The organism is Candidatus Krumholzibacteriota bacterium, assembly GCA_034520215.1.
Classification (GTDB): domain Bacteria; phylum Krumholzibacteriota; class Krumholzibacteriia; order Krumholzibacteriales; family WJIX01; genus JAGHBT01.
In genome coordinates this window covers 675,446-695,686 of sequence record JAXHNR010000001.1, presented here as the reverse complement: position 1 = coordinate 695,686, position 20,241 = coordinate 675,446, and the positions used below count along the sequence as shown (strand labels likewise).

Sequence of the window (20,241 nt, the reverse complement as noted above, 5' to 3'; positions counted from 1 at the left end):
ATTTTATCTGGGGCGGGAGGATTCGAACCTCCGATGCGGGACCCAAAATCCCGTGTCTTGCCACTTGACGACGCCCCACCTTATACATCGACCGTTAACCCTTCCGTGTCAATTCTACTCTAAGAGCTCTTTTTCGGCCTCGGATTCAATGTTCTTAATTTCTTTCTGGTAGGCTTCAATTATTACTTTTTCCATCCAGTTTCTCGTCTCGCTGTTAATAGGATGAGCTACATCCTGATAACTTCCATCAGGGCGCTTACGACTTGGCATTGCGACAAATACTCCCTTTGACCCCTCGATAAGCTTAAGGCCGCGAACGACGAAGCAATCATCAAACGTGATACTGGCAAAGGCCTTTAATTTATTATCCTCATGCAATGAAATTCTTATTTCGGTGATTTCCATTTGCCCCCCTTGAGCTTACCATTTCCTTCTAAATAAACAGTTTTCTTTAAGGGCTCTACAATTGAACCCATAAACCCCTTGCCGGACAAATAATTCAATGTTCTTTCCGCGTTTGTTCTATCGTTAAAAACAGCGAAGCACACTGACCCACTGCCACTCAGAGAAGAAAAAACACAACCTTCCCGCTCCTTCAATATAGCCAGAACCTTCCCGATATCCGGATATTTTTCCTCCGTCTGTACTTCAAAACTGTTATGGGTAACGATTTCCGATTCCGGAAATTCATCTAATCCATTAAGCAGTCGGTTCAGTCTATATCTACTGTCAGACCTTGTCAACAATAAACTAATATTTTTAAAAGCTTTCTTTGTGGAAATTCTTATTCCAGTCAGAACAAGAAGAATGAAGCATTCCTCGAGACCGTCTATACCTTCAAGAAGCTCCCCTCTCCCCCTTCCTACAGCTGGACGGCCGAAAACAAAAAATGGAACATCACTTCCTATTTTTAAAGCGATTTCCATGAGCTCTTTGCTGCTAAGACCAAAATCAAAGTACTCATTAAGCCCCCTGATCACAGCACCCGCATCACTGCTTCCCCCTCCGAGCCCAGCCCCAACAGGAATATTCTTTATTACATTAATTCGAACTCCCGGCGTTAAACCAACATGCCCAAAGAGTTCCTCCGCCGCCCTGTAACAGAGATTTGTTCTATCCCAGCTAATATTATTATCGCTCCCGTAAAGCTCAATACCTTCATCTGCTCTCTCAAAAGTTATTTCATCAAAGAGTGATACGGGTTGAAAAACGGTCTCTATGTCATGATAGCCGTCAGAACGTTTTCCAACTACTCCAAGATAAAGATTTATTTTGGCAGCGCATCTAACAACAGAAAAACCGGTCCTGCTCAAATGCTCTCCTCAACATATTTAGCTGAAATAAATTATAATAACAGTAACAGCAAACCACAGAAAAACATCGATCATCAACTGCTTCTCAGTAAGGAGTACAGCGGATGGATCATCGCCCCTCATGCGGTTGTAAACAAGATAGAGATATCTCATAATACCAAAAATCACAAACGGTATTGTAAAAACAAGATTATTTGTGCCAAATTTAGACACAGTACCCGGCCATACAGTATATATTGAATAAGAGAGCAAAGTCGCTGTAGCTGTTAATCCTACAAGCTGATCAAGTAAGTGAGCGGAGTAGAACGATAACGACCCTCTGTGTTCCGCGGCGTTGTCGAGAACAATATATTCGTTGCGCCTTTTACAAACAGCAAGAAATAAGGAAAGAAACAAGGTACACATCCAGAGCCAGGGAGAAAACTGAATAGATGGAAGAACGGGAAAGAGTACAGCAACACCGGCTCCCGCTCTTGCGAGAAAACTGAAAGATATACTTAGAACATCAATTATCACTATATCCCTTAAAAACAGAGAATATAATAAATTTATTATAATAAAAGCTAAAGCAAATCCGAAAAACTGCATACCCAAGAAGACTGCAAAGACAGTAAAAACAACTATTCCCGTCACCGAGATTATTACCGCGTGAACTACAGAAAGAGAACCTGATGCAATTGGCCTGTTTCTTTTTGCCGGGTGTTTTTTGTCTTTCCTGCGGTCGAATATATCATTAATGATATATATCATCCCCGAAAGTACGCAGAATACGATAAATCCCAGGATACTTCTAAGAAGTAAAGACGGGTTCAAAAACTCCTTCGCGAAAACCACACCCGCGAACAGGACCAGGTTTTTAGTCCATTGTTTCGGACGCATACTCCTTGTTATATTAATTACGTTTCTCATTAATAATAAAAACCTTCCCCCTTAAGATAACTCCATGATCGCAAAGCTATAATATTTTCTATCCGCTTATTCGAAGATTCATTGAATATTTAGTTGTAAAGGTTTGAATCCATCCGACAAAAAGACCAAACTTATAAGATGTTCTTCCCGAAAGATACTTCTGCTATTTCAAAAGAACCATTTTCCTGGTCTTTTTACCATTTTCAGCTTTCAATGTATAGAAATACACCCCGGATCCAAATGTATGACCTTTGGAATCCTTTCCATTCCATATAACCTCGTGAGGTCCCCTGTCCTTAACTTCATCAACCAGCCGTTTAATTAAACGCCCCGAAACATCATAAATATCAAGCACAACGCGGCTTTTCACTGCGAGGTTATATCCAATAGTCGTTAGAGGATTAAACGGATTTGGCCTGTTCTGATGAAGTGATAAAACGGCCGGAGGAATGGTAATGGGCTTTGTATCAAATAGGAATATCTCTTTACTATTTTCCCGCGCGTATACTGAATAATGATAAGTTTCACCATCTTCGCACCGGTCATCGATAAATTTATATTTCAGGCGATCTTCCGCGTCAACAACAGAAATTTTCTCAAAATTGCCATCCGGATAAAGCCCACGGTATACTATAAACTTTATTTCATCGCTGATTCTGGAAACAGACCACTCGACCTCAATAGCAGATCCTTTTAATGAAACTTCCGGGGAATTGGCCAGAAGTGCCGGGACCTGATTGTCCCATTCAATATTAAGAAATGAGCAAGGTGATTTCGTCATGCCCCCCGGATAAGAATGAGTGGAACGCCATATCAATTGATTGCCGGGATAAACGAGATTATGCCATTGGTCATCCGGGTTAATGTCCTGCCAGTTATCACCGCCGTCAGCGCTGATCTCCCAAGTTACAGAACCTTCCTGAACTGTATTAATTTTAACACTTGAGACAGCCTCTTCCGCGGCGTTTACAGCAAGGGACTGAGTATGATAGAAATCCATGGTATAATCAGGCGTTATCTGAAGAACCTTAATCCCGCCCGCGTGATTCGCGGCCAGGGCGTAATTCCCAGTGATTTTTACATCCCACGGCCAATTAAGAGCTCCCTCAAGCTCAGTTTCGCAAGGAGAAGATCCTGCAAGAACAGGTATAGTGGGATCACTGATATCCACTACCAAAACACCCTCTTCCCAATCTGAAACGTAGGCATAATTTCCCGAAACATCAACGTTAACAGCATACCCGGGAGTATCAAATGTAGCAACGATATGGGGAGATTTTTCGTTACTTATATCTATAACCCTCATGCCGGCTTCATCGTTAGCCATATATAGATAATTTCCCTCTATATCAAAACCATATGAATATCCGGGAATTTCACAGCTGCCAACAACATCAATACAGTTATCAAAATCTATTATCTCAAGACCGCTCGTGTGGTTTGAAACAAAAATCCTGTTTCCAACAACATCAAAATCGATTGCGCCCCCCGGCGTATCTTTTCCATCAATGAGGTTGGGAAGATTTCTATCAACAATGCTTTTGAACTTTATGACTTTTACTGAATCCCAGGATGCTACCACAATAAGCGAATCCCTGGCCTTTTGTATATCAAAAGCAAAACTTTGAAGACCTGCGGAACTAAGAATATGTCTCTCGGGATTAATGAAATCAAACGCGCTTGCTTGAGGAATTGACGAGCTGTCCTGTATATTCCTTTCAGGTTTATCGCCTGAATAAGGAGAGGCAAATATAAATTTTTTGTTTATGATGTCCCATCCCTTCTCCCCCGCAGCTACATATATGCGATCTTCCCCGACATCCACTCCGTGTACTTCACCTTCTGTTTCATAGTATCCTTCATATACGAGATCTGTCGGGTCACTTATATTATAAAGCAAGACGCCGCCGAATCCATCAGCTACATAAGCACTGTCACCTTCTATCTCGATTCCCCATGAAGCATCGAAAGTGCTATATCCCCCAATCAGGCTAATTTCGTAAAGGGGCAGTTTGATCTCACCGCGCAGAGAATCCCAGGAGGCCGTCGTATTTTCGATGTCACAGTATTCTCCGGAGGTAAAATCCTCGGAATATACCTTTTGTGCAGTCTCCGCGGAAGATACTGAAACAGCAACAGACAAAAACAATATAATCGCCGTTATATAAGTTAAATACTTAGTCATGTTTCCTCCTTAAAAATCAGGTCTTGTGCTCAATGGTCGATCAAAAAAAGACTATATATACTACTCAATACCTCATCTTATATATACTCAAGAATATCAAAAAATCAAGCTAAATTATTGCGGCAGCGGCAGAAGATAAGTTCATATAGACAACAATAATAATAGGATATACTTAAATTCCGCCGTTTATTCAATCAACATAAAATTTTTATAGAAAGATGTTACAAGATTTACGCCCCGCTCTCAGAAACGACCATATCTTCAACAAGACCGCACAGAATATGACCCATTAACATATGTACTTCCTGAATTCTCGCGAAGTCATCATGAGGAACGGAAAGAAAATAATGACAAACTTCACCAAGCCGCCCCTTTTCCCTCCCCACAAAAGCAAATGAATTCATACCTAAACTATCAGCTTCTATAGCCGCTTTAACGGTATTGGCTGAGTTGCCGCTCGTTGATAGAGAAAGCAGTATATCACCTTTACACCCCCTGCTTTCGATCTGTTTGGAAAATATTTCATCATAGGAGTAGTCGTTGGCAAGAGCTGTAACAATAGAGCTGTTAGTCGTAAGAGCTGCAGCTTTGTAACCCTTTAATTTCTTACGGCGAAATCTGCCTACCAGTTCACCGGCAATATGCTGAGCGTCAGCAGCGCTTCCTCCATTCCCGCAAGTAAAAATAACACCACCCTTAATAATCGCGGATGCCATAATTTCTGCCATTTTCACAATTACAGCAATCTGACCTTCAGGAAAAACCCGCAGTATCTGATAGAGTTGATCTATCTCCGATTTCACTTGCTCGATAAATCTATCCCGCATTATGATCCATCCTACCTTGTAAGGACGATGACTGAAATAACCACAGTTCCCAGTCTTATTACACCATTGACAAATTCCCCTATCAGACGTTTCTTTGATTTCTTGACTATTATTACATCCCCGCGGTTGGGCCTCGTGTCTTTGCTGGATTCTCTTACTGACCCGTCAGTGGAATAAATTTCAATCCTGCTCATACTGCCGTTCTCGGTCGGCCCGCCCGCCAGGCCAACATAATGCGCTACTGTCAGATCACCCTGATATTCGAAACTGCCGGGAGCCTGAACTTCACCGCCGACAGCTATTATTGTGTTAACTGAAGGGACGAAAAGCTTATCACCATCCTTGAGTCTTATATCGGTTTCAATGTCCTGTGACATATATTTAGTTAAATCTACCTTCATGTGCTCCTTGCTCTTCCTCTCTATCGAGGAAGCTCTAAGATCCGCGCTGTTATTGAAACTACCTACTCTCGCGAGAAGACTCGATAATTTTTCCCCTTCAGTGATGTAGAAACGTCCCGTTTTCTCCACGGCGCCGAAAACAAACACTCTGTCGGCGGTACTGAACCTGTCGAGAATATTTATTATATCAAGATCCTTTAATTTCTTATCAAAATCATCTCTGGCAACACTCGAAGTAGAAACAGTATCTCCAGCAACCACACGGCTCAGCAGGATTGAATCCCTCACAGCCTCGCCGCTCATTCCACCCGCGAGCTGGATAAGATCCTTTATCGACTCGCCTGGTAATATTTCGTATGTACCGCCTTTCTTTATGCATCCGTGGACGGTAACATGTCTTTCAGCCGGCGGTACATATATAGCATCTCCATTTGAAAGAAATAAATTATTTCCAAAATTACCACCTGTCAATATTTTCAAAAGGTCTACTTCTGTAACTTCTCCATTTCTATGCAGCACAACTCGCCGGCTCGATCCATGGGTATTTATGTCGCCGGCCTTCTTTACCGCTTCCGATACACATTCAACGGCGCTAACCTCTACCATACCCGGATTGTTCACTTCACCCGAAACAAAGACCTTGAATATCCTGGGTGAAAGAAGTAAGGAATGAAGTTCAATATCATGGAAAACCTCCAGGGCTTTTGCCAGGACTCTGGTGTGAAATTCAGAAAGAGAAATACCATCCGCGCGGACAGAACCAATGCCTGGGAGATACACATTGCCTTCCGGAAGGACCATAATATCAAAAGACCTTGTCTCGGTTCCCGTTATACTAATCAACAACCTGTCGTACGGACCGAGAATATACGTGTCGGGGTCAACTGGCCTGCTTAACTTAGGCAATTCAGCAAGAAATCCCGTATTATCCTTTGCTCTCCTGTCCCTGGTCAAAAAACTCTTTACATTCTTATCCCTGTTATAGTCATAATTGCCGGTATCGATCTGAGCGTAAACAGGGCAAAGAATAAACAGGGATAGAGCGATAATAAGAAAAAAAGAAAATTTAACCTGTATCCTATTCATGATTTCCCTTCTTACTCATGACAGAATATCCCGTGCTATCGGAGCCAGAGCTTTAAAGACATCTTTTTCTTTTCCTATTTTTTTCGTACCAAGCTGCGCGAGGTGTTTCCTTCCACCACCACCACCGCCTGATATATCTTTCAACCTGTCCACAATAATATTTGCCCCAACTCCCCTTTCAACAAGATCATCAGTTACAACCACTATGAAATGAAGTTTTTCGCCGGGGGACATCGACAAAACGGCAATACCGCTCCCCACACTTTTTCTGAATAGATCCGCTTGAGCTCTTAAAGCCGCCATTTCGTCAACGTCTATTCTGCCGGTGGCTAAAATCACATTATCTATCTTTTCTGAGCTTTCTATAATTTGATTTATTCTATTGTTGATATCCCCCCGCTGAAGTTCCTTGATTCTCCTTTTCAATTTATCGTTCTCATCGATAAGGAATCTGATTTTTTGCGCGATTTCGTCCCTGGGTGTTTTAAGCAACACGGCGGTTTCTTCGACATCAGAAATATAACCTCTTACGTACTCAAGGGCCGCGCTACCTGTAACCGCTTCTATACGCCTTACTCCAGCTGCTATACTGCTCTGATTAACAATAAGAAAAAGACCAATGTTTCCAGTGGAATCGGCATGAGTTCCTCCGCATAATTCAGCTGAAACTCCTTTAATCTTTACTACACGTACTTTATTGCCGTATTTCTCATCAAATAAAGCCGTTGCGCCATTCTTTACCGCCTTCTTGTAACTCATAATCTCTGTTTTTACATCAATAGATTCTCTTATCCAGGCATTAATTCTAAATTCAATCCGTTCTTTCTGTTCCGGGGATATCGCCTCAAAATGATTAAAATCGAAGCGGAGCCTGTCCTCGGAAACAAAAGAACCAGCTTGTGCTATATGTTCCCCTAACACCTCTTTCAGAGCAGCGTGAAGAAGATGAGTGGATGTGTGATTTGCTTCTGTAGCGGTCCTGAGTTCTCTATCAACTTCCAGGAGAGCCGCATTCTTAGATAAACCGGCTATGTCGATTCCCCCCGACTTCCGAGAAGATTCTACAAGATGAACAATTTCGTTGTTCCTGTAGAAAACATTTTTTACTTCAAACTTAGTATCATCAAAACTTATCCAACCCCTATCTGAGACCTGACCTCCAGAAATCGCGTAGAACGGCGTTTTATCGAAGATGAGCTCATACGCGGTCCCCTCCTTACTACTCCAGGCAATATTTTCTACGGCTTCTTTAGGAACTTCCCCGAATTTCCTGAGAACAGCGCGTTCAGACAAGCTTTCGTAGCCGGTAAACGCCGAGCTTTTACCGTTTGTGACTTCTTCCATATGAATCTTCTCATCGGGTGCGGCACTGAAAGAACTACCTTCCCGCGCTTTCATTTTCTGTCTCTCCATCTCTTTATTAAACCCCTCTTCATCAATCTCAACGCCTGCTTCACCGGCAAGAGGTTTCATTAATTCAAGAGGAAAACCATGAGTGTCGTAAAGAAGAAACACATCGTCTCCATCTAAGTATTTTCCTCCCTTGTCCTTAACCTCTTCAATAATGGATAAAAACCTCTCCCTTCCCGAAATAAGCGTTCTGAAGAAAGATTCCTCCCCTGAACGGAGCACTTTTTTGACTTCTGAATACCTGCTGTCAAGTTCGGGGTAATCCTCTTTCATTATTTCAACAACAGGATCGACAATCTTGTAGAGACATGGTTTCTCAATACCGAACATATACATTCGGGTAAGGGCTTTTCTTAATACGCGTCTGATTAAATATCCCCGCCCTTCATTTGAGGGATAGATTCCTTCCGCGAGCGCGAAAGTGAGAGCCCTCACATGATCCGCTATCATATTTACATACATTCTATCCTCTCTGCCGCCCAGCGCGTTAGAGGGTAGAATACTAATAATTCTTTCAACTATTGGTTTGAAAAGATCAGTATGAAAATTATCCTCAACACCCTGCAGAATTGTCGCCATCCTTTCAAGCCCCAACCCCGTATCAATGCCTGGTTTTTCGAGCAGCTTATACTCCCCCGATTTTTCAAGCCAGTACTGCGGGAAGACCAGATTCCAGAATTCAATATACCTGTCGCAATCACATCCCGGAGCACAATCTTCTCTGCCGCAGCCATTTTTCTCGCCGCTGTCATAATAAAGTTCCGAACATGGACCGCAAATCCCCGTTTCGCCGACAGGCCCCCAAAAATTGTCCTCTTTTCCCAATCTGAATATCCTGTCATCAGAAATGCCAACCTCTTTATTCCACATATTGAAAGCATCTTCATCATCATTAAAAATACTGATATAAATTCTATCAGCCGGAAGCTGCAGAACTTCGACCACAAACTCCCAGGCCCAGAGAATAGCATCACGTTTGAAATAATCACCAAAACTGAAGTTTCCAAGCATCTCGAAGAATGTATGATGTCTAAGCGTTTTCCCGACGTTTTCAAGGTCGCCCGCTCTTAAGCATTTCTGAACACTTACCGCTCTCTTGTATTCCAATCCATCAGTATCAATATACTTATCCTTGAATTGAACCATGCCTGCGGAAGTAAAAAGAAGAGTTGGGTCATTTTTGGGAGCCAGAGAAGCACTCGGAACTTCGGTATGATTTTTATTCACAAAAAAATCGATATATGTCCGTCTGATCTCATGAGCCGATTTTCTCTTCATATCCACCTCAACCAGTCAACATTTCTCTTCTCGCTAACCTGGAACAAATAGTATTAATTACTTCACTTGTGAAACCCCGGCGTCTTAGAAAAGAGTTCACTCTCCTGACCAGCTTACCTCTTTCTATTTCAGCCGAGAACCTTCCGAGAACAAGATCTACCGCAACGTCCATCTCTTCCCTGCCTTTAAAGAAAAGATCTATTTCATCTTCAATAATACGAGAATCAACACCCACCGCAAGTAATTTTCGTTTTAGAAAGTGAGGGCCGGAAGGCCGGCGCTTCATCCTGTAGCTGATAAAATTGGACGTGAACCTTCGGTCATCGAGATAACCATGCTCTTTTAATTTCTCGATTGTGCGATCAACTATTTGCTCTTTATTTATACCCTCCCTTACAAGAGAATCACGAATTTCCCATTTGGTCCTCTCACGCCTGGCAAGAAGATTCTTGGCGAGGCGCATAGCAGCCTCTTCGGCAAATTCTCCTTCCAGCAGATCAATCTCCTTCTCCCCCAATACCAACCCCGTTGTCATGAGATGCTCCGTCTTATTATTTTTTACTGCCAGAAATCTCTTGCCGGAAGAAATTTCGATTATCCTTAATCCGCCGGCTTTACGTGATATATTTACTACCTTTTGATCATCACTTGCCGGTTTCATTTTCCGATTTTAACCCTTCAGGAGACACTTCGAGACCATAATGAACACGTATCTTCTCTTCTATCTCATTGCTAATATCGGGATTATCTATAAGGAAAACTCTGGCGTTTTCTTTCCCCTGACCCAGTCTGGTATCACCGTAAGAATACCAGCTTCCCATCTTGGTTACAATATCAGATTCAACGCCAAGTTCTATCAAATCGCTTTCCTTGCTTATCCCCTGGCTGAAGAGAATTTCAAACTCAGCCTGCCGGAAGGGGGGAGCAACCTTATTCTTTACAACTTTTACTCTTGTGTTGTTTCCGATTATAACATCTCTGTCTTTTATCTTTCCTATACGCCGGATATCCATACGAACAGTGCTGTAAAACTTGAGCGCGTTACCACCGCTTGTTGTTTCCGGATTACCGAACATAACACCAATTTTCATTCTTATTTGATTCGTGAATATAACACATGTTTTCGATTTTGACACAGCTCCGGCGATTTTCCTGAGAGCTTGGGACATCAAACGCGCCTGCAGCCCAACATGAGAATCCCCCATCTGCCCCTCTATTTCGGCGGAGGGAACAAGAGCCGCGACAGAATCGATAACTACTACGTCCAGCGCGGCGCTCCGTATGAGAACCTCGGCGATTTCGAGAGCCTCTTCCCCTGTATCCGGCTGTGATACAAGGAGCTCATCTACATCGACACCGATCTTTCTTGTGAAATTTATGTCAAGCGCGTGTTCAGCGTCAATATAGGCCGCCACACCACCCTTGCTCTGGGCGTTAGCGACAATCGAACTCGCGAGGGTTGTTTTCCCGGACCCCTCCGGCCCATATATCTCTATTATCCTGCCGCGCGGAACGCCCCCCACCCCCAGAGCTATATCCAGAGCCAGGCTTCCCGTGGAAATACTATTTACCTCTACAACACTCTTATCGGAACCAAGCAGCATAATAGATCCCTGCCCGAATTGCTTCTCAATCTGATTAACGGCAAGTCCTATTGCCTTTTCCTTCCCTTTTTTCTTATCTTTATTATTTGATTTTGCCATCTTCACCCTCCCACTTCTTCATCTTTTCAAAAGAAACCAATTTAGCCAGCTTCAAGTGCAAAGCCGATACAAATTTTTATACCATTTAAAGACAATTTATTCAATGATAATCAGGAATTTTAAAGAGTAAAATCGCACACCTTCTCGTATAAAGCTCCAGAGCGGCTCAGATGACTCCTGAATAAAACAACAGAATCAACCATCTGATTAGCTTCTTCAGGAAGGGGTGGGATATTTTTCAGCTTTTCTATTAACTCGGGCTTCAGCTTCTTCTTTACCCTGGCGAGAGTGAGATGAGCGTGGTACCTACGCCTCTCGGCTTTAAAGCCGAAATTTGCCATTTCCCTGTTCAGAACCTGTGCTAAAATAGAGAGTCTGTCTTTTCCTTCTCGTACTGAATAGAAAACAACTCTGGGCCTGGAAAGAGAAGGGAAAGCGCCAAAATCATCAAACCTTATTCTAAAGGGGGAATCAATTTCAGATACCGCGCGCTCTGAGGCTTCTTTTAAATCAGACAGAATCTTATCATCGGTTTCACCGAGAAACTTAAGGGTTATATGGTAGTTGCTCCGCGGTATCCAGCGCCAGGGAGAATCCAGAACCGGTGACTGCTCTATACTTCTCCATACAAGTTCAGTGAGCCGCGGTATAATATTTACTCCGAAAAACAGCCTCATTATAACTCCTTATATCTGCCGGCCGGGCAGGGTTTTCATAAATGAAGCCAATCTCTTGTTGTAACCTTCAAGTTTAAGTCTTAACAAATCCAGAGCAAAGATAACAGCTTTTCTTCTGACTTCATCTCTGCTTCCACTGAATTGATATTTGTTATAACTATTCCCCTCGGGCGAATGAAGCCCTATATAGCACAACCCCGCATCCTTTCCCGGCGTGCCTCCGCCCGGCCCGGCAATTCCCGTTGTAGACAGAGCGTAGTCAACTCCGGCTTTCGAAGCCGCCCCGCGAACCATCAGAACGCAAACCTCCGGACTTACCGCGCCATAACTCTTTATAATCTGAGGATCCACGCCAAGCCTGTCCGTTTTCGCTTTGTTACTGTAAGTAATAAAACCTTCAACGAAAAATTCACTTGCACCTGGAACCGTTACAATGGTTGAAGCAATCAGCCCGCCTGTAATAGATTCTGCCACAGAAAGAGTCGCCTTCTTTCTGCGAAGAAGATCAGCCACAACTTTCTCAAGACTGTCTCCGCATCGTGAATAACAATAACTTCCGAATGCTTCGCGTATTATATCAATATCTCCGGCTGAGTAGTCGCTTTGGGAAAACAGAAGATCTAAAGCGGGATAACTCCCCTTTATCTTAACCTTCTCAGTTACGCTGCCGCCGAAAATTCCGGTTAATTTTTCTACAGCAAAGCTTTTACTCACAGCGGCTAGACTTATAATTCTTGGCTGATTTATTGAATCCTCCCTTAAAACAGAAAAATTCTTCAGTTACAAAAACAAACTATATGAATTTCAGTTAAGGCAGCACATCAAAGTAAGTCAGTATATTTAATTAGAATATTCAGAATTATATAGGCATATAACCCGGCAATAACATCATCCACGACAACACCGTAACCCCCTTTGATTTTCTGAGACCTGCTTATCGGAAAAGGTTTTGCTATATCAAAAACCCTGAACAGCAGAAAACCAGTTAGAACTGTAAGGGGTGATGCCGTAACGGCAAAAAAAGTAACCTGCAAACCGACAAATTCATCAATTACGATCACGGGAGCGTCATGTCCGAAATAATCTTCCATAACATCCGATATATATATCGATACCGGCAACATCACAAGAAGAGCGATTAAATGAACCGCCCACCCTAAGGGAGGAATAAAGAGATAGCACACCGCCCATATAAAAGTAGCAAAAGTAGCCGGAGCAACAGGAAAAAATCCAGTATAAAAGAATGACCCGAAGAATGTAATAATCTGTTTTTTCACGGCATCTTCTCCTCTTAAGGATAGGAGAATACTCTTACAATTCAAATTGGTCAAGCATTATTGGTAGATTGGAGTTCCCTCTGAAAATTCGGCAAGTATTATAATAACATTGCGAGATACAATCAGTTATCAGGATTGGTAAGTGGAATAGGGCTTTCATTGCTGATGAGTGCGGCTGATTGATATTTTCAAAACCCTCCGGAGGGCGAGCGGGCAAGGATTTCTGACCCGAAGGGGCAGAAAGAGCGAGCCCGAGGTGGGAGTTGCGATTACCTCGCCGGGGAAATCGACCACGATTTTGAAAATATCAATCAGCCGCATACTGTTACAAATCATCGACTACCTTATAGGTTATAAAAATTGGGGAAACTCCACTTATTGGTAGGTATCAACTTAATGCCGGGGAATTGTTCGGCCCGGTTCTGATTATGGTCAGAGCAGTTACTGTCCTGGAGATCACAGTCGAGAGAAAGGGCCATTTAATAATTTATTCTTTTCTCAGGCATCTTAAAAGTATCGGGGTTTTTGGGGAACTTAATTAAGAGAGAGTTTCTCTATTGGCTCTATTTTTATGAGAGATTTCCCAGCACCGATTTCGCGACCGATTTTAGAGTATTAAAGACACCCATACCCTCTATCGCCACGGCTTCATAGGATGGATAATCACGCGGGTTCAATTCCTGCTGCAGATCATCAACACTAATCGTATCAGGCAAATCTCTTTTATTGTACTGTATTGTGAATGGAATATCTTCAAGTTTCATATTATATTCAGCTAGATTTTCATGTAAATTATAAAGACTCTCTATATTCGCGTCATAGCGCATAGATTGTGAATCAGCCACAAAAACTATTCCGTCGACACCTCTTAATATCAACTTGCGGCTCGCGTCATAATAAACCTGTCCGGGAACTGTGTAAAGATGAAATCTTGTCTTAAACCCCTTGACCTTCCCCAGCTCTAAAGGCAGAAAATCGAAGAAGAGAGTACGGTCCATTTCAGTAGCGAGTGTAATCAATTTTCCTTTTGTCTCTGGAGTAACCTTGTTGTATATATATTGAATATTGGTCGTTTTACCGCATAGGCCGGGACCGTAATAGACTATTTTGACGTTTATTTCTCTAGATGAATAATTAATAAGCGACAATAGCGCCCCCTAATCAGAAAACAAGCTGTCTATTTCAAATTCGGCTTCGGCTGTGAATTCTTCATCGAAATCCGACTCTGAATACTCCTCATTCTCATATTCAAGTTTGTCATAAAGTCTTTTAATCACAACCCCCAATCCTTCTAAAGCTTTCCTTGATCTCAATCTCACAAGTCCGAGGGTTGTTTTCTTGTTAAAAAGAATAACCAGAATAATATCCTTCTCAACTCTTGAAAGATACATGCTTTCATTGCTTCCCTGATGGTATAAAGTCGAAAAATCATCTTCTCCGACAAGTTTTGCCAGCTGAGCGTTTGCCTCAAAATCAGCCGCGCAAAGAGAGGCAAAAGTATAAAGATCAAACTGCGGTTTTTGACCAACGCTGGATATCAGCTGTCCGGTTTTATCAAGGAGTAAAATACTTTTTGAATTTGAATTATCCAGGAGCTCCTCAAGTATCGTATTTATGGCCCAATAATCCTTCTCAAACACTTTCCAGTTAGCTTTTACCATTTATCCGTTACTCCCCGACCAGCATTTAAATCGGCTCTCTTGATTCAATAGCCTTTGAAAGTGTACTGCCGTCAATGAACTCGAGTGTGCTACCAAGGGGGATTCCTCTGGCTGGTCTTGTAATTTTAACATTACAGTCTTTCAACAATTCATTTATATACAAAGCAGTTGTGTCACCCTCTACACTTGGATTGGTCGCAATAATCAACTCTTTGATCCCTTCTCTTTCAACCCTCTTCTTTAATCCATTCAGATTAAGGTCTTCAGGTCCTACTCCATCCAGTGGAGAAAGGACTCCATGCAGAACATGGTAGCGACCCCTGAACCGACCCGTTTTCTCAAGAACGTAAAGGTCGGCCGGCCGTTCAACGACGCAAACGATACTCCCATCTCTTGAGGAGTCTTCGCAGATCTGGCAGGTTTCGCTTTCTGCAAGGTTTCCGCAGATTTTGCAGAATCTAACTTTTTCTTTGGCACGCAGTAATACTTTGGCAAAATTTTTGACCTCCTCAGTGCCCATATACAATATCGAAAAAGCAAGTCTTCGAGCTGTTTTTTCTCCGATCCCGGGCATTTTCTTAAAATGGTCAATCAACGCCCTGAGAATCTGAAGTTCATAACTCATTACTCTCTCCAATGTTTATGCAAAAAGCTTGCCTTAAAACCAGAATAATTAAAAAGAATATATTTTTTTACCTTATAAATATCGGCGAGTAACTAAAACAGACCCGGAATTGAAATTCCGCCTGTAATAGATCCCATTCTCTGCTTTATCATATCTTCAACTTCATTACGCGCTTCGTTTACCGCGGCTACAATAAGCTCTTCAAGCATTTCGATATCTTCAGGATCAACAACTTCCGGGTCTATAGTGATCGATAATACTTCGTTACTGCCGCTCATAGCAACTTTAACCATACCGCCGCCGGCAGTAGCCTCTACGACTTCATTCGATAACTCTTCTTGAATTCCGGCAATTTTCTGTTGAACCTGCTGAGCCTGCTTCAAAAATTTACCCATATCTTTCATCTTTCAGTCCTCCCGTTCTTATTATTTTCTCCATAAACTTCTCCATCAAATTCCTCTATCAACCTTTTTACCATAGGTTCGCTCTCGACAAGTTTATCGATATTTGGATCCTGTCTCTTTTTAGCGGATAACTTTTTTTTCCCGATTTTTTTCTTTTTTTCTTTTTCACGGACAATTTCTATGACTTCAATAGTCAATTTTCTGCCAAAGAACTTTTCCAAGTGATTTTCAATATACCGCCTGTTCTTAGATTCACTGACCATTTCTCTAGCAAAACGGTTATTCGCGTCAAACCCAAGAATAATATTACCATTTTTTACTTCTATTACTACAGCCGACATGAGCCATATTCCAAGGGTTAATTTTGATTCTCTGATCTGGGATAGAAATATTTCCCACTTATCACTTCCGCCGAGAATCGCAAGGGCTTTTCCCGCCTCAACATTTTCTCTTTCCCTGAAGCTGCTCAGAGTTTCTTCCTGAGAAACTTCCATGTCTTCATTGCCTTTACTTAAATTTTCTTCTTTCAAACTCCTCTTGCCGGATACTTTTTTTTTAGACCTCTTCTTTCCCCCGTTAACTTCTTCTAAGCTCTTTTCCCGTCTATTTAAATTCGCTCCTCCGATATTGCCTCCGGATTCAATCTTACTTATCAATTCCGATATTTCAACGGCGGATTCCCATCCGGCGGCTTCCGCGACAACCGCCTCAAGATGGTATCGAGGTTGACCGGCTCCTCTAAACTCCCTGAAAGATGAAACGGCCATTCTGAATATTAAAAGCAGGTCTTCAGCATTGAATTGACCTGCTATTTCCTTGATCTCCTCAAATTCAGATTCTGTAAGATCAAGCCATTCAATTGATTTATCTTCTCCAATGTTGATAACCAGCATATTTCGAATACCCTCTAAATATGCCAGAAAGAACTCCTCAAGATCAAATCCTGAAGAGACAGCTCTGTCGACTATTTCTAGAGAACCCTTCTTATTATGACGACTTATCGCTTTAAGAAGTTCTATAATAATCCTGGAGTCGACCAGTCCCAGGATCTGACGCACAAGCTTAATGTCGATCTTTTCATCAACCGCCGAAACACATTGATCAAGCAGGCTCTCCGCGTCGCGCATACTGCCATCGGCCCTTCTTGAAATCAATTGAAGTGCTTCTTTATCATATTTGAGTTTTTCATTTTCGCATATTCTAACAAGCTGCTGAGAAAGTTCGGAAAATTCCATTCGCTTAAAATTAAATCTCTGGCACCTCGAACGAATTGTCGCTGGAACCTTATGCGGTTCTGTTGTAGCTAGTATTAAATAGACATGGGACGGCGGCTCTTCAAGAGTTTTCAGAAGGGCGTTGAATGCCTGCTGAGTCAACATGTGTACTTCGTCAATTATGTATATTTTTGAATTTCCGCTGGTTGACGCGTAACCAATTTTTTCTCTTAGATCTCTTATTTCATCTATTCCGCGGTTGGAAGCGCCGTCTATTTCAATTACATCAAGATGAGAACCTGCGGATACTTCTCTACAGGAATTACATTTATTACATGGTTCTCCGCCTTCCGGCTTTTCACAATTAATTATCTTAGCCAGGATTCTTGCTGTCGTTGTTTTACCGCAGCCCCTCGGTCCCGAGAAGAGATACGCGTGAGCAAGCCTGTTTTTCTCAACTGCCTTCTTGAGCGTCTGAGAAACATGGTTCTGTCCGACTATTTCGGAAAAGGTCTGTGGACGCCATTTTCTAGCTAAAACTACATAAGACATATCACTCCCGCAGCCTTACTGTTAATTCCGTTAGACCGCGCACCCGATCTCGTGAACTGCTCCCGTGCTCCACCAGTGGGGTTAACTCCAATCAGGAATCACCGCATCACACAAGAATAACTGCTTACCGCTGCTACCTTCCGGTCCTGACGGGGTTTACAGGTTCCCGTTGCGCGGGTCCTGATTATCAACATCACTTCCCACTGTCGATCACACAAAAACAGAATTCCCTCAATCGGGAATTCAATCCCGCTTTAGCGGATTGCGGGTTCAGGGCACCGCTACCTCCCCATCTAGCGCGGCCTTAAAATTTTTGGTGGAGATGAGCGGATTCGAACCGCCGACCCCCTCGTTGCGAACGAGGTGCTCTCCCAGCTGAGCTACATCCCCATTTATATCAAACATGCTCCCAATCCAGAGAAACCATTTATTTTTCTGGCGGAGAGAGAGGGATTCGAACCCCCGGAGCAGCAAACTGCTCAACGGTTTTCGAAACCGCCCCATTAAACCAGCTCTGGCATCTCTCCACTATATAAATTTCAGAGGTTCCATTCTGGCGGAGAGAGAGGGATTCGAACCCTCGGAGGGAAATACCCTCACGCGATTTCCAATCGCGCCGATTCAGCCAGCTCTCGCATCTCTCCGTCTCTAATCCTCTCTTCTGAGATTGCTAAAAAACTTCCTCAAAAGCAAGAGGCTTTTTTCCTCTTCTACTCCGCCGGTTACCTCCATTTTATAATCATAGGAATCAGAATGAAAGAAATCATCCATCGACCCGCAGGGAACACCGGCAGATTGTTTTGCTCCGTAAACCACCCTGGTTACTCTCGAAAGGCAGAGAGCGCCAAAACACATGCGGCAGGGCTCGAGAGTTACATATAACGTGCATCCGACAAGACGCCAATCGCCTATCTCAGAGGCTGCCCGTTGAATCGCCAGCATTTCCGCGTGAGCGGTAGCTACTCCCCTTTTCTCTATCTCATTATGCCCGCGCCCTATAATTCCAGCTTCTTTTACAATAACGGCTCCAATGGGAACTTCACCGTAGTTCAAAGCCTTTTCAGCCTCGACAAGGGCCTCGGCCATCCATTTTTCATCCATTATTTACCAACTATGGAACGGGAGGGAAAAACTTCAATAAGTGCTCCAAGTACTTTGACCAATACATCCTCAAATGGCGGAGCCTCGTACACATTACTGCCCGTAGGACTTATACCCTTTATACGCCTGTCAAATCCCCCCTTACCTCTCACCATCACCCTCTCTCCCTCAGTTCTCATAGCTTCCATAAAGTTCTGATCAGTGGCCTCCCAGAGAATCTTTCCGGAATCCGGATTAACTAAATATATACTCACCCCAACCTCGGTTAAAGAAGCAGCACTGGATTCTCTGTAATCGGCTTCATCCTTATTCCATAAATAAACTTCTGGAATAAGAAAGAGGTCCGCATCCACATAATCATTTATCAATTTTAATAGTTCAGCGTCGATCGTTTTACTTTCGACCCACCCCTTTTTAATTTCATCGAACTGAACCGGTTTCTTTACCTTCCTTAAAGCAAAGGAGAATCTCTGTGGAGAAAAAAATTTATAATCGGAGATTCTGGATAATCTCTTCCAAAGCATCTTCTGAGTCATTCGTTCAGACAGACGATTTCTGTCAGCATTGTCTGAAATAAGGCTTATCACAGGAGTTACAAGAATCCTACTGACATCGTTAGGATTAAACTCCGGATCAACAATTATATTGGAAGGATGATTCGACCCGCAGCCGGAAAAGAACATAACTATAACCAAAAAAACAACTAAGAAGATCTTTTTCATGGTTTTCTCCTTGATCGAAGTCAGTACACAAGTAGCCCCACTTCCCCTGTTAAAAATTACATGTCCTTTACTTAGATGTCAATATGGAATATAAATGAAACTGATAATAAATCTTATTCCGCCCTAATTATAACTTGGCGATATATACTCTTGAAGCTACACTTCTTATAAATCTACGCTGGGGAAAGTGCTTTCCTTAAATCCGGTATGCCGCGACTATCTCCAAACTGCTGCCTGCAACTCGAGGGCCTCTTCTACCAGAAATTAACAGTGATATCTGTGGAGGGGTCGAGTTCTCTCCACGATACTCTTTCAATCCGCTTCCTCGCGGGAGATTCAGCCTGAGAATTATAGAACTGATTACCGGAAAGAACTGAGCTCGGAAGATTATCCTTCAGGAAAAGCCGCCCGGCAGTTCCGCTGATGCTTTCCCCCTTTTCGAAGAAATAAGAATAGCCGTTAAAGCTGATCTGCCCGACTTTTACTCGCACCACTCTAGAAAAACCGCTGCCGTTAAGAATAGCTCTAACCGTAATGACTGCAAAACCTGCCGGCCTTTTATTATCTGAATCCAGAGGATCAAGGTAGCTCGTCACAGTTCCGATATCGTAGAGAGTTTTTTCCTGAAAGAGAAGAATCGGCTGATCTTTATTAGCGCCCCTTCCTTCAAGGGGAACCGGCAGCCGCGAAATATATTCAATGCTCTTATTCACACCGCCTTCGGCAAGGGAAAGAACCTGTTTATTTAATTTTCCATTTGAAATGGATTGTAATTCACTTACTGATATTGAATTTACTCCCAACACAATCCCCGCGAAGGCTATAAGTACAAGAGTTACAATTACCAGTACCACTTTTTTTTCACTGCTTTTATCAACCTTTTTCTTTGTCATGAC

20 protein-coding genes, 4 tRNA genes and 1 other RNA gene are annotated in these 20,241 nt (G+C 42.7%); all 25 read right to left on the bottom strand.

Features of this window, described 5'->3' with window-relative positions:
• Positions 1-7 precede the first annotated feature (7 nt).
• Positions 8-78: transfer RNA gene (locus U5O15_02960), tRNA-Gln, on the bottom strand.
• 36 nt (positions 79-114) lie between these two features.
• Positions 115-405 carry a septation regulator SpoVG gene (spoVG, locus tag U5O15_02955; GenBank protein MDZ7859618.1) on the bottom strand — a complete coding sequence of 97 codons (291 nt, stop codon included), beginning with the start codon at positions 403-405 and terminating at the stop codon, positions 115-117.
• Positions 387-1,313 carry a 4-(cytidine 5'-diphospho)-2-C-methyl-D-erythritol kinase gene (gene ispE, locus U5O15_02950; GenBank protein MDZ7859617.1) on the bottom strand — a complete coding sequence of 309 codons (927 nt, stop codon included), beginning with the start codon at positions 1,311-1,313 and terminating at the stop codon, positions 387-389. The genes spoVG and ispE overlap by 19 nt, the downstream gene beginning before the upstream one ends.
• 18 nt (positions 1,314-1,331) lie before the next feature.
• Positions 1,332-2,222 (bottom strand): decaprenyl-phosphate phosphoribosyltransferase, encoded by an 891-nt coding sequence (locus tag U5O15_02945; protein MDZ7859616.1) that lies wholly within the window; start codon positions 2,220-2,222, stop codon positions 1,332-1,334.
• A gap of 163 nt (positions 2,223-2,385) precedes the next feature.
• Positions 2,386-4,407 (bottom strand): FlgD immunoglobulin-like domain containing protein, encoded by a 2,022-nt coding sequence (locus tag U5O15_02940; GenBank protein ID MDZ7859615.1) that lies wholly within the window; start codon positions 4,405-4,407, stop codon positions 2,386-2,388.
• A 230-nt stretch (positions 4,408-4,637) separates the two neighbouring features.
• Complete coding sequence (locus tag U5O15_02935) at positions 4,638-5,234, bottom strand: SIS domain-containing protein (GenBank protein ID MDZ7859614.1); 597 nt, start codon at positions 5,232-5,234, stop codon at positions 4,638-4,640.
• Between the two features lie 11 nt (positions 5,235-5,245).
• Positions 5,246-6,721 carry an SLBB domain-containing protein gene (locus U5O15_02930; GenBank protein MDZ7859613.1) on the bottom strand — a complete coding sequence of 492 codons (1,476 nt, stop codon included), beginning with the start codon at positions 6,719-6,721 and terminating at the stop codon, positions 5,246-5,248.
• A gap of 15 nt (positions 6,722-6,736) precedes the next feature.
• Positions 6,737-9,409 carry an alanine--tRNA ligase gene (gene alaS / locus U5O15_02925; protein ID MDZ7859612.1) on the bottom strand — a complete coding sequence of 891 codons (2,673 nt, stop codon included), beginning with the start codon at positions 9,407-9,409 and terminating at the stop codon, positions 6,737-6,739.
• 7 nt (positions 9,410-9,416) lie between these two features.
• Positions 9,417-10,070 carry a regulatory protein RecX gene (locus U5O15_02920; protein MDZ7859611.1) on the bottom strand — a complete coding sequence of 218 codons (654 nt, stop codon included), beginning with the start codon at positions 10,068-10,070 and terminating at the stop codon, positions 9,417-9,419.
• Positions 10,054-11,112, bottom strand: a complete 1,059-nt coding sequence (gene recA / locus U5O15_02915) for a recombinase RecA (GenBank protein ID MDZ7859610.1) — start codon at positions 11,110-11,112, stop codon at positions 10,054-10,056. The genes U5O15_02920 and recA overlap by 17 nt, the downstream gene beginning before the upstream one ends.
• Before the next feature lie 119 nt (positions 11,113-11,231).
• Positions 11,232-11,789: an RNA 2',3'-cyclic phosphodiesterase gene (gene thpR, locus U5O15_02910; GenBank protein MDZ7859609.1), complete on the bottom strand. Its 558-nt coding sequence runs from the start codon at positions 11,787-11,789 to the stop codon at positions 11,232-11,234.
• A 9-nt stretch (positions 11,790-11,798) separates the two neighbouring features.
• Entirely contained in the window at positions 11,799-12,503 is a 705-nt protein-coding gene (locus tag U5O15_02905; GenBank protein MDZ7859608.1) for a nicotinamide-nucleotide amidohydrolase family protein, read from the bottom strand.
• 107 nt (positions 12,504-12,610) lie between these two features.
• Positions 12,611-13,066, bottom strand: a complete 456-nt coding sequence (locus U5O15_02900; GenBank protein MDZ7859607.1) for a phosphatidylglycerophosphatase A — start codon at positions 13,064-13,066, stop codon at positions 12,611-12,613.
• Between the two features lie 569 nt (positions 13,067-13,635).
• The gene (locus U5O15_02895; GenBank protein ID MDZ7859606.1) at positions 13,636-14,214 is read right to left on the bottom strand and encodes a GTPase domain-containing protein; all 579 of its coding nucleotides are present in this window, start codon (positions 14,212-14,214) and stop codon (positions 13,636-13,638) included.
• A 9-nt stretch (positions 14,215-14,223) separates the two neighbouring features.
• The gene (locus U5O15_02890) at positions 14,224-14,727 is read right to left on the bottom strand and encodes a roadblock/LC7 domain-containing protein (protein ID MDZ7859605.1); all 504 of its coding nucleotides are present in this window, start codon (positions 14,725-14,727) and stop codon (positions 14,224-14,226) included.
• A 25-nt stretch (positions 14,728-14,752) separates the two neighbouring features.
• Entirely contained in the window at positions 14,753-15,352 is a 600-nt protein-coding gene (gene recR, locus U5O15_02885) for a recombination mediator RecR (GenBank protein MDZ7859604.1), read from the bottom strand.
• 92 nt (positions 15,353-15,444) lie between these two features.
• A complete protein-coding gene (locus U5O15_02880; GenBank protein ID MDZ7859603.1) occupies positions 15,445-15,756 on the bottom strand; it encodes a YbaB/EbfC family nucleoid-associated protein in 312 nt (103 codons plus the stop codon).
• On the bottom strand, positions 15,753-17,522 hold the full coding sequence (gene dnaX, locus U5O15_02875) for a DNA polymerase III subunit gamma/tau (protein ID MDZ7859602.1): 1,770 nt from the start codon (positions 17,520-17,522) through the stop codon (positions 15,753-15,755). The genes U5O15_02880 and dnaX overlap by 4 nt, the downstream gene beginning before the upstream one ends.
• A 35-nt stretch (positions 17,523-17,557) precedes the next feature.
• Positions 17,558-17,824, bottom strand: an RNA gene (gene ffs / locus U5O15_02870) — signal recognition particle sRNA large type.
• Positions 17,825-17,836: 12 nt separating this feature from the next.
• Positions 17,837-17,912, bottom strand: a tRNA-Ala gene (locus U5O15_02865).
• Between the two features lie 46 nt (positions 17,913-17,958).
• Positions 17,959-18,049: transfer RNA gene (locus U5O15_02860), tRNA-Ser, on the bottom strand.
• A 27-nt stretch (positions 18,050-18,076) separates the two neighbouring features.
• Positions 18,077-18,166: transfer RNA gene (locus U5O15_02855), tRNA-Ser, on the bottom strand.
• Between the two features lie 4 nt (positions 18,167-18,170).
• The gene (locus U5O15_02850) at positions 18,171-18,623 is read right to left on the bottom strand and encodes a nucleoside deaminase (GenBank protein ID MDZ7859601.1); all 453 of its coding nucleotides are present in this window, start codon (positions 18,621-18,623) and stop codon (positions 18,171-18,173) included.
• On the bottom strand, positions 18,623-19,345 hold the full coding sequence (locus U5O15_02845; GenBank protein ID MDZ7859600.1) for a hypothetical protein: 723 nt from the start codon (positions 19,343-19,345) through the stop codon (positions 18,623-18,625). The genes U5O15_02850 and U5O15_02845 overlap by 1 nt, the downstream gene beginning before the upstream one ends.
• A 254-nt stretch (positions 19,346-19,599) precedes the next feature.
• Entirely contained in the window at positions 19,600-20,238 is a 639-nt protein-coding gene (locus U5O15_02840) for a hypothetical protein (protein MDZ7859599.1), read from the bottom strand.
• Positions 20,239-20,241: the final 3 nt, after the last annotated feature.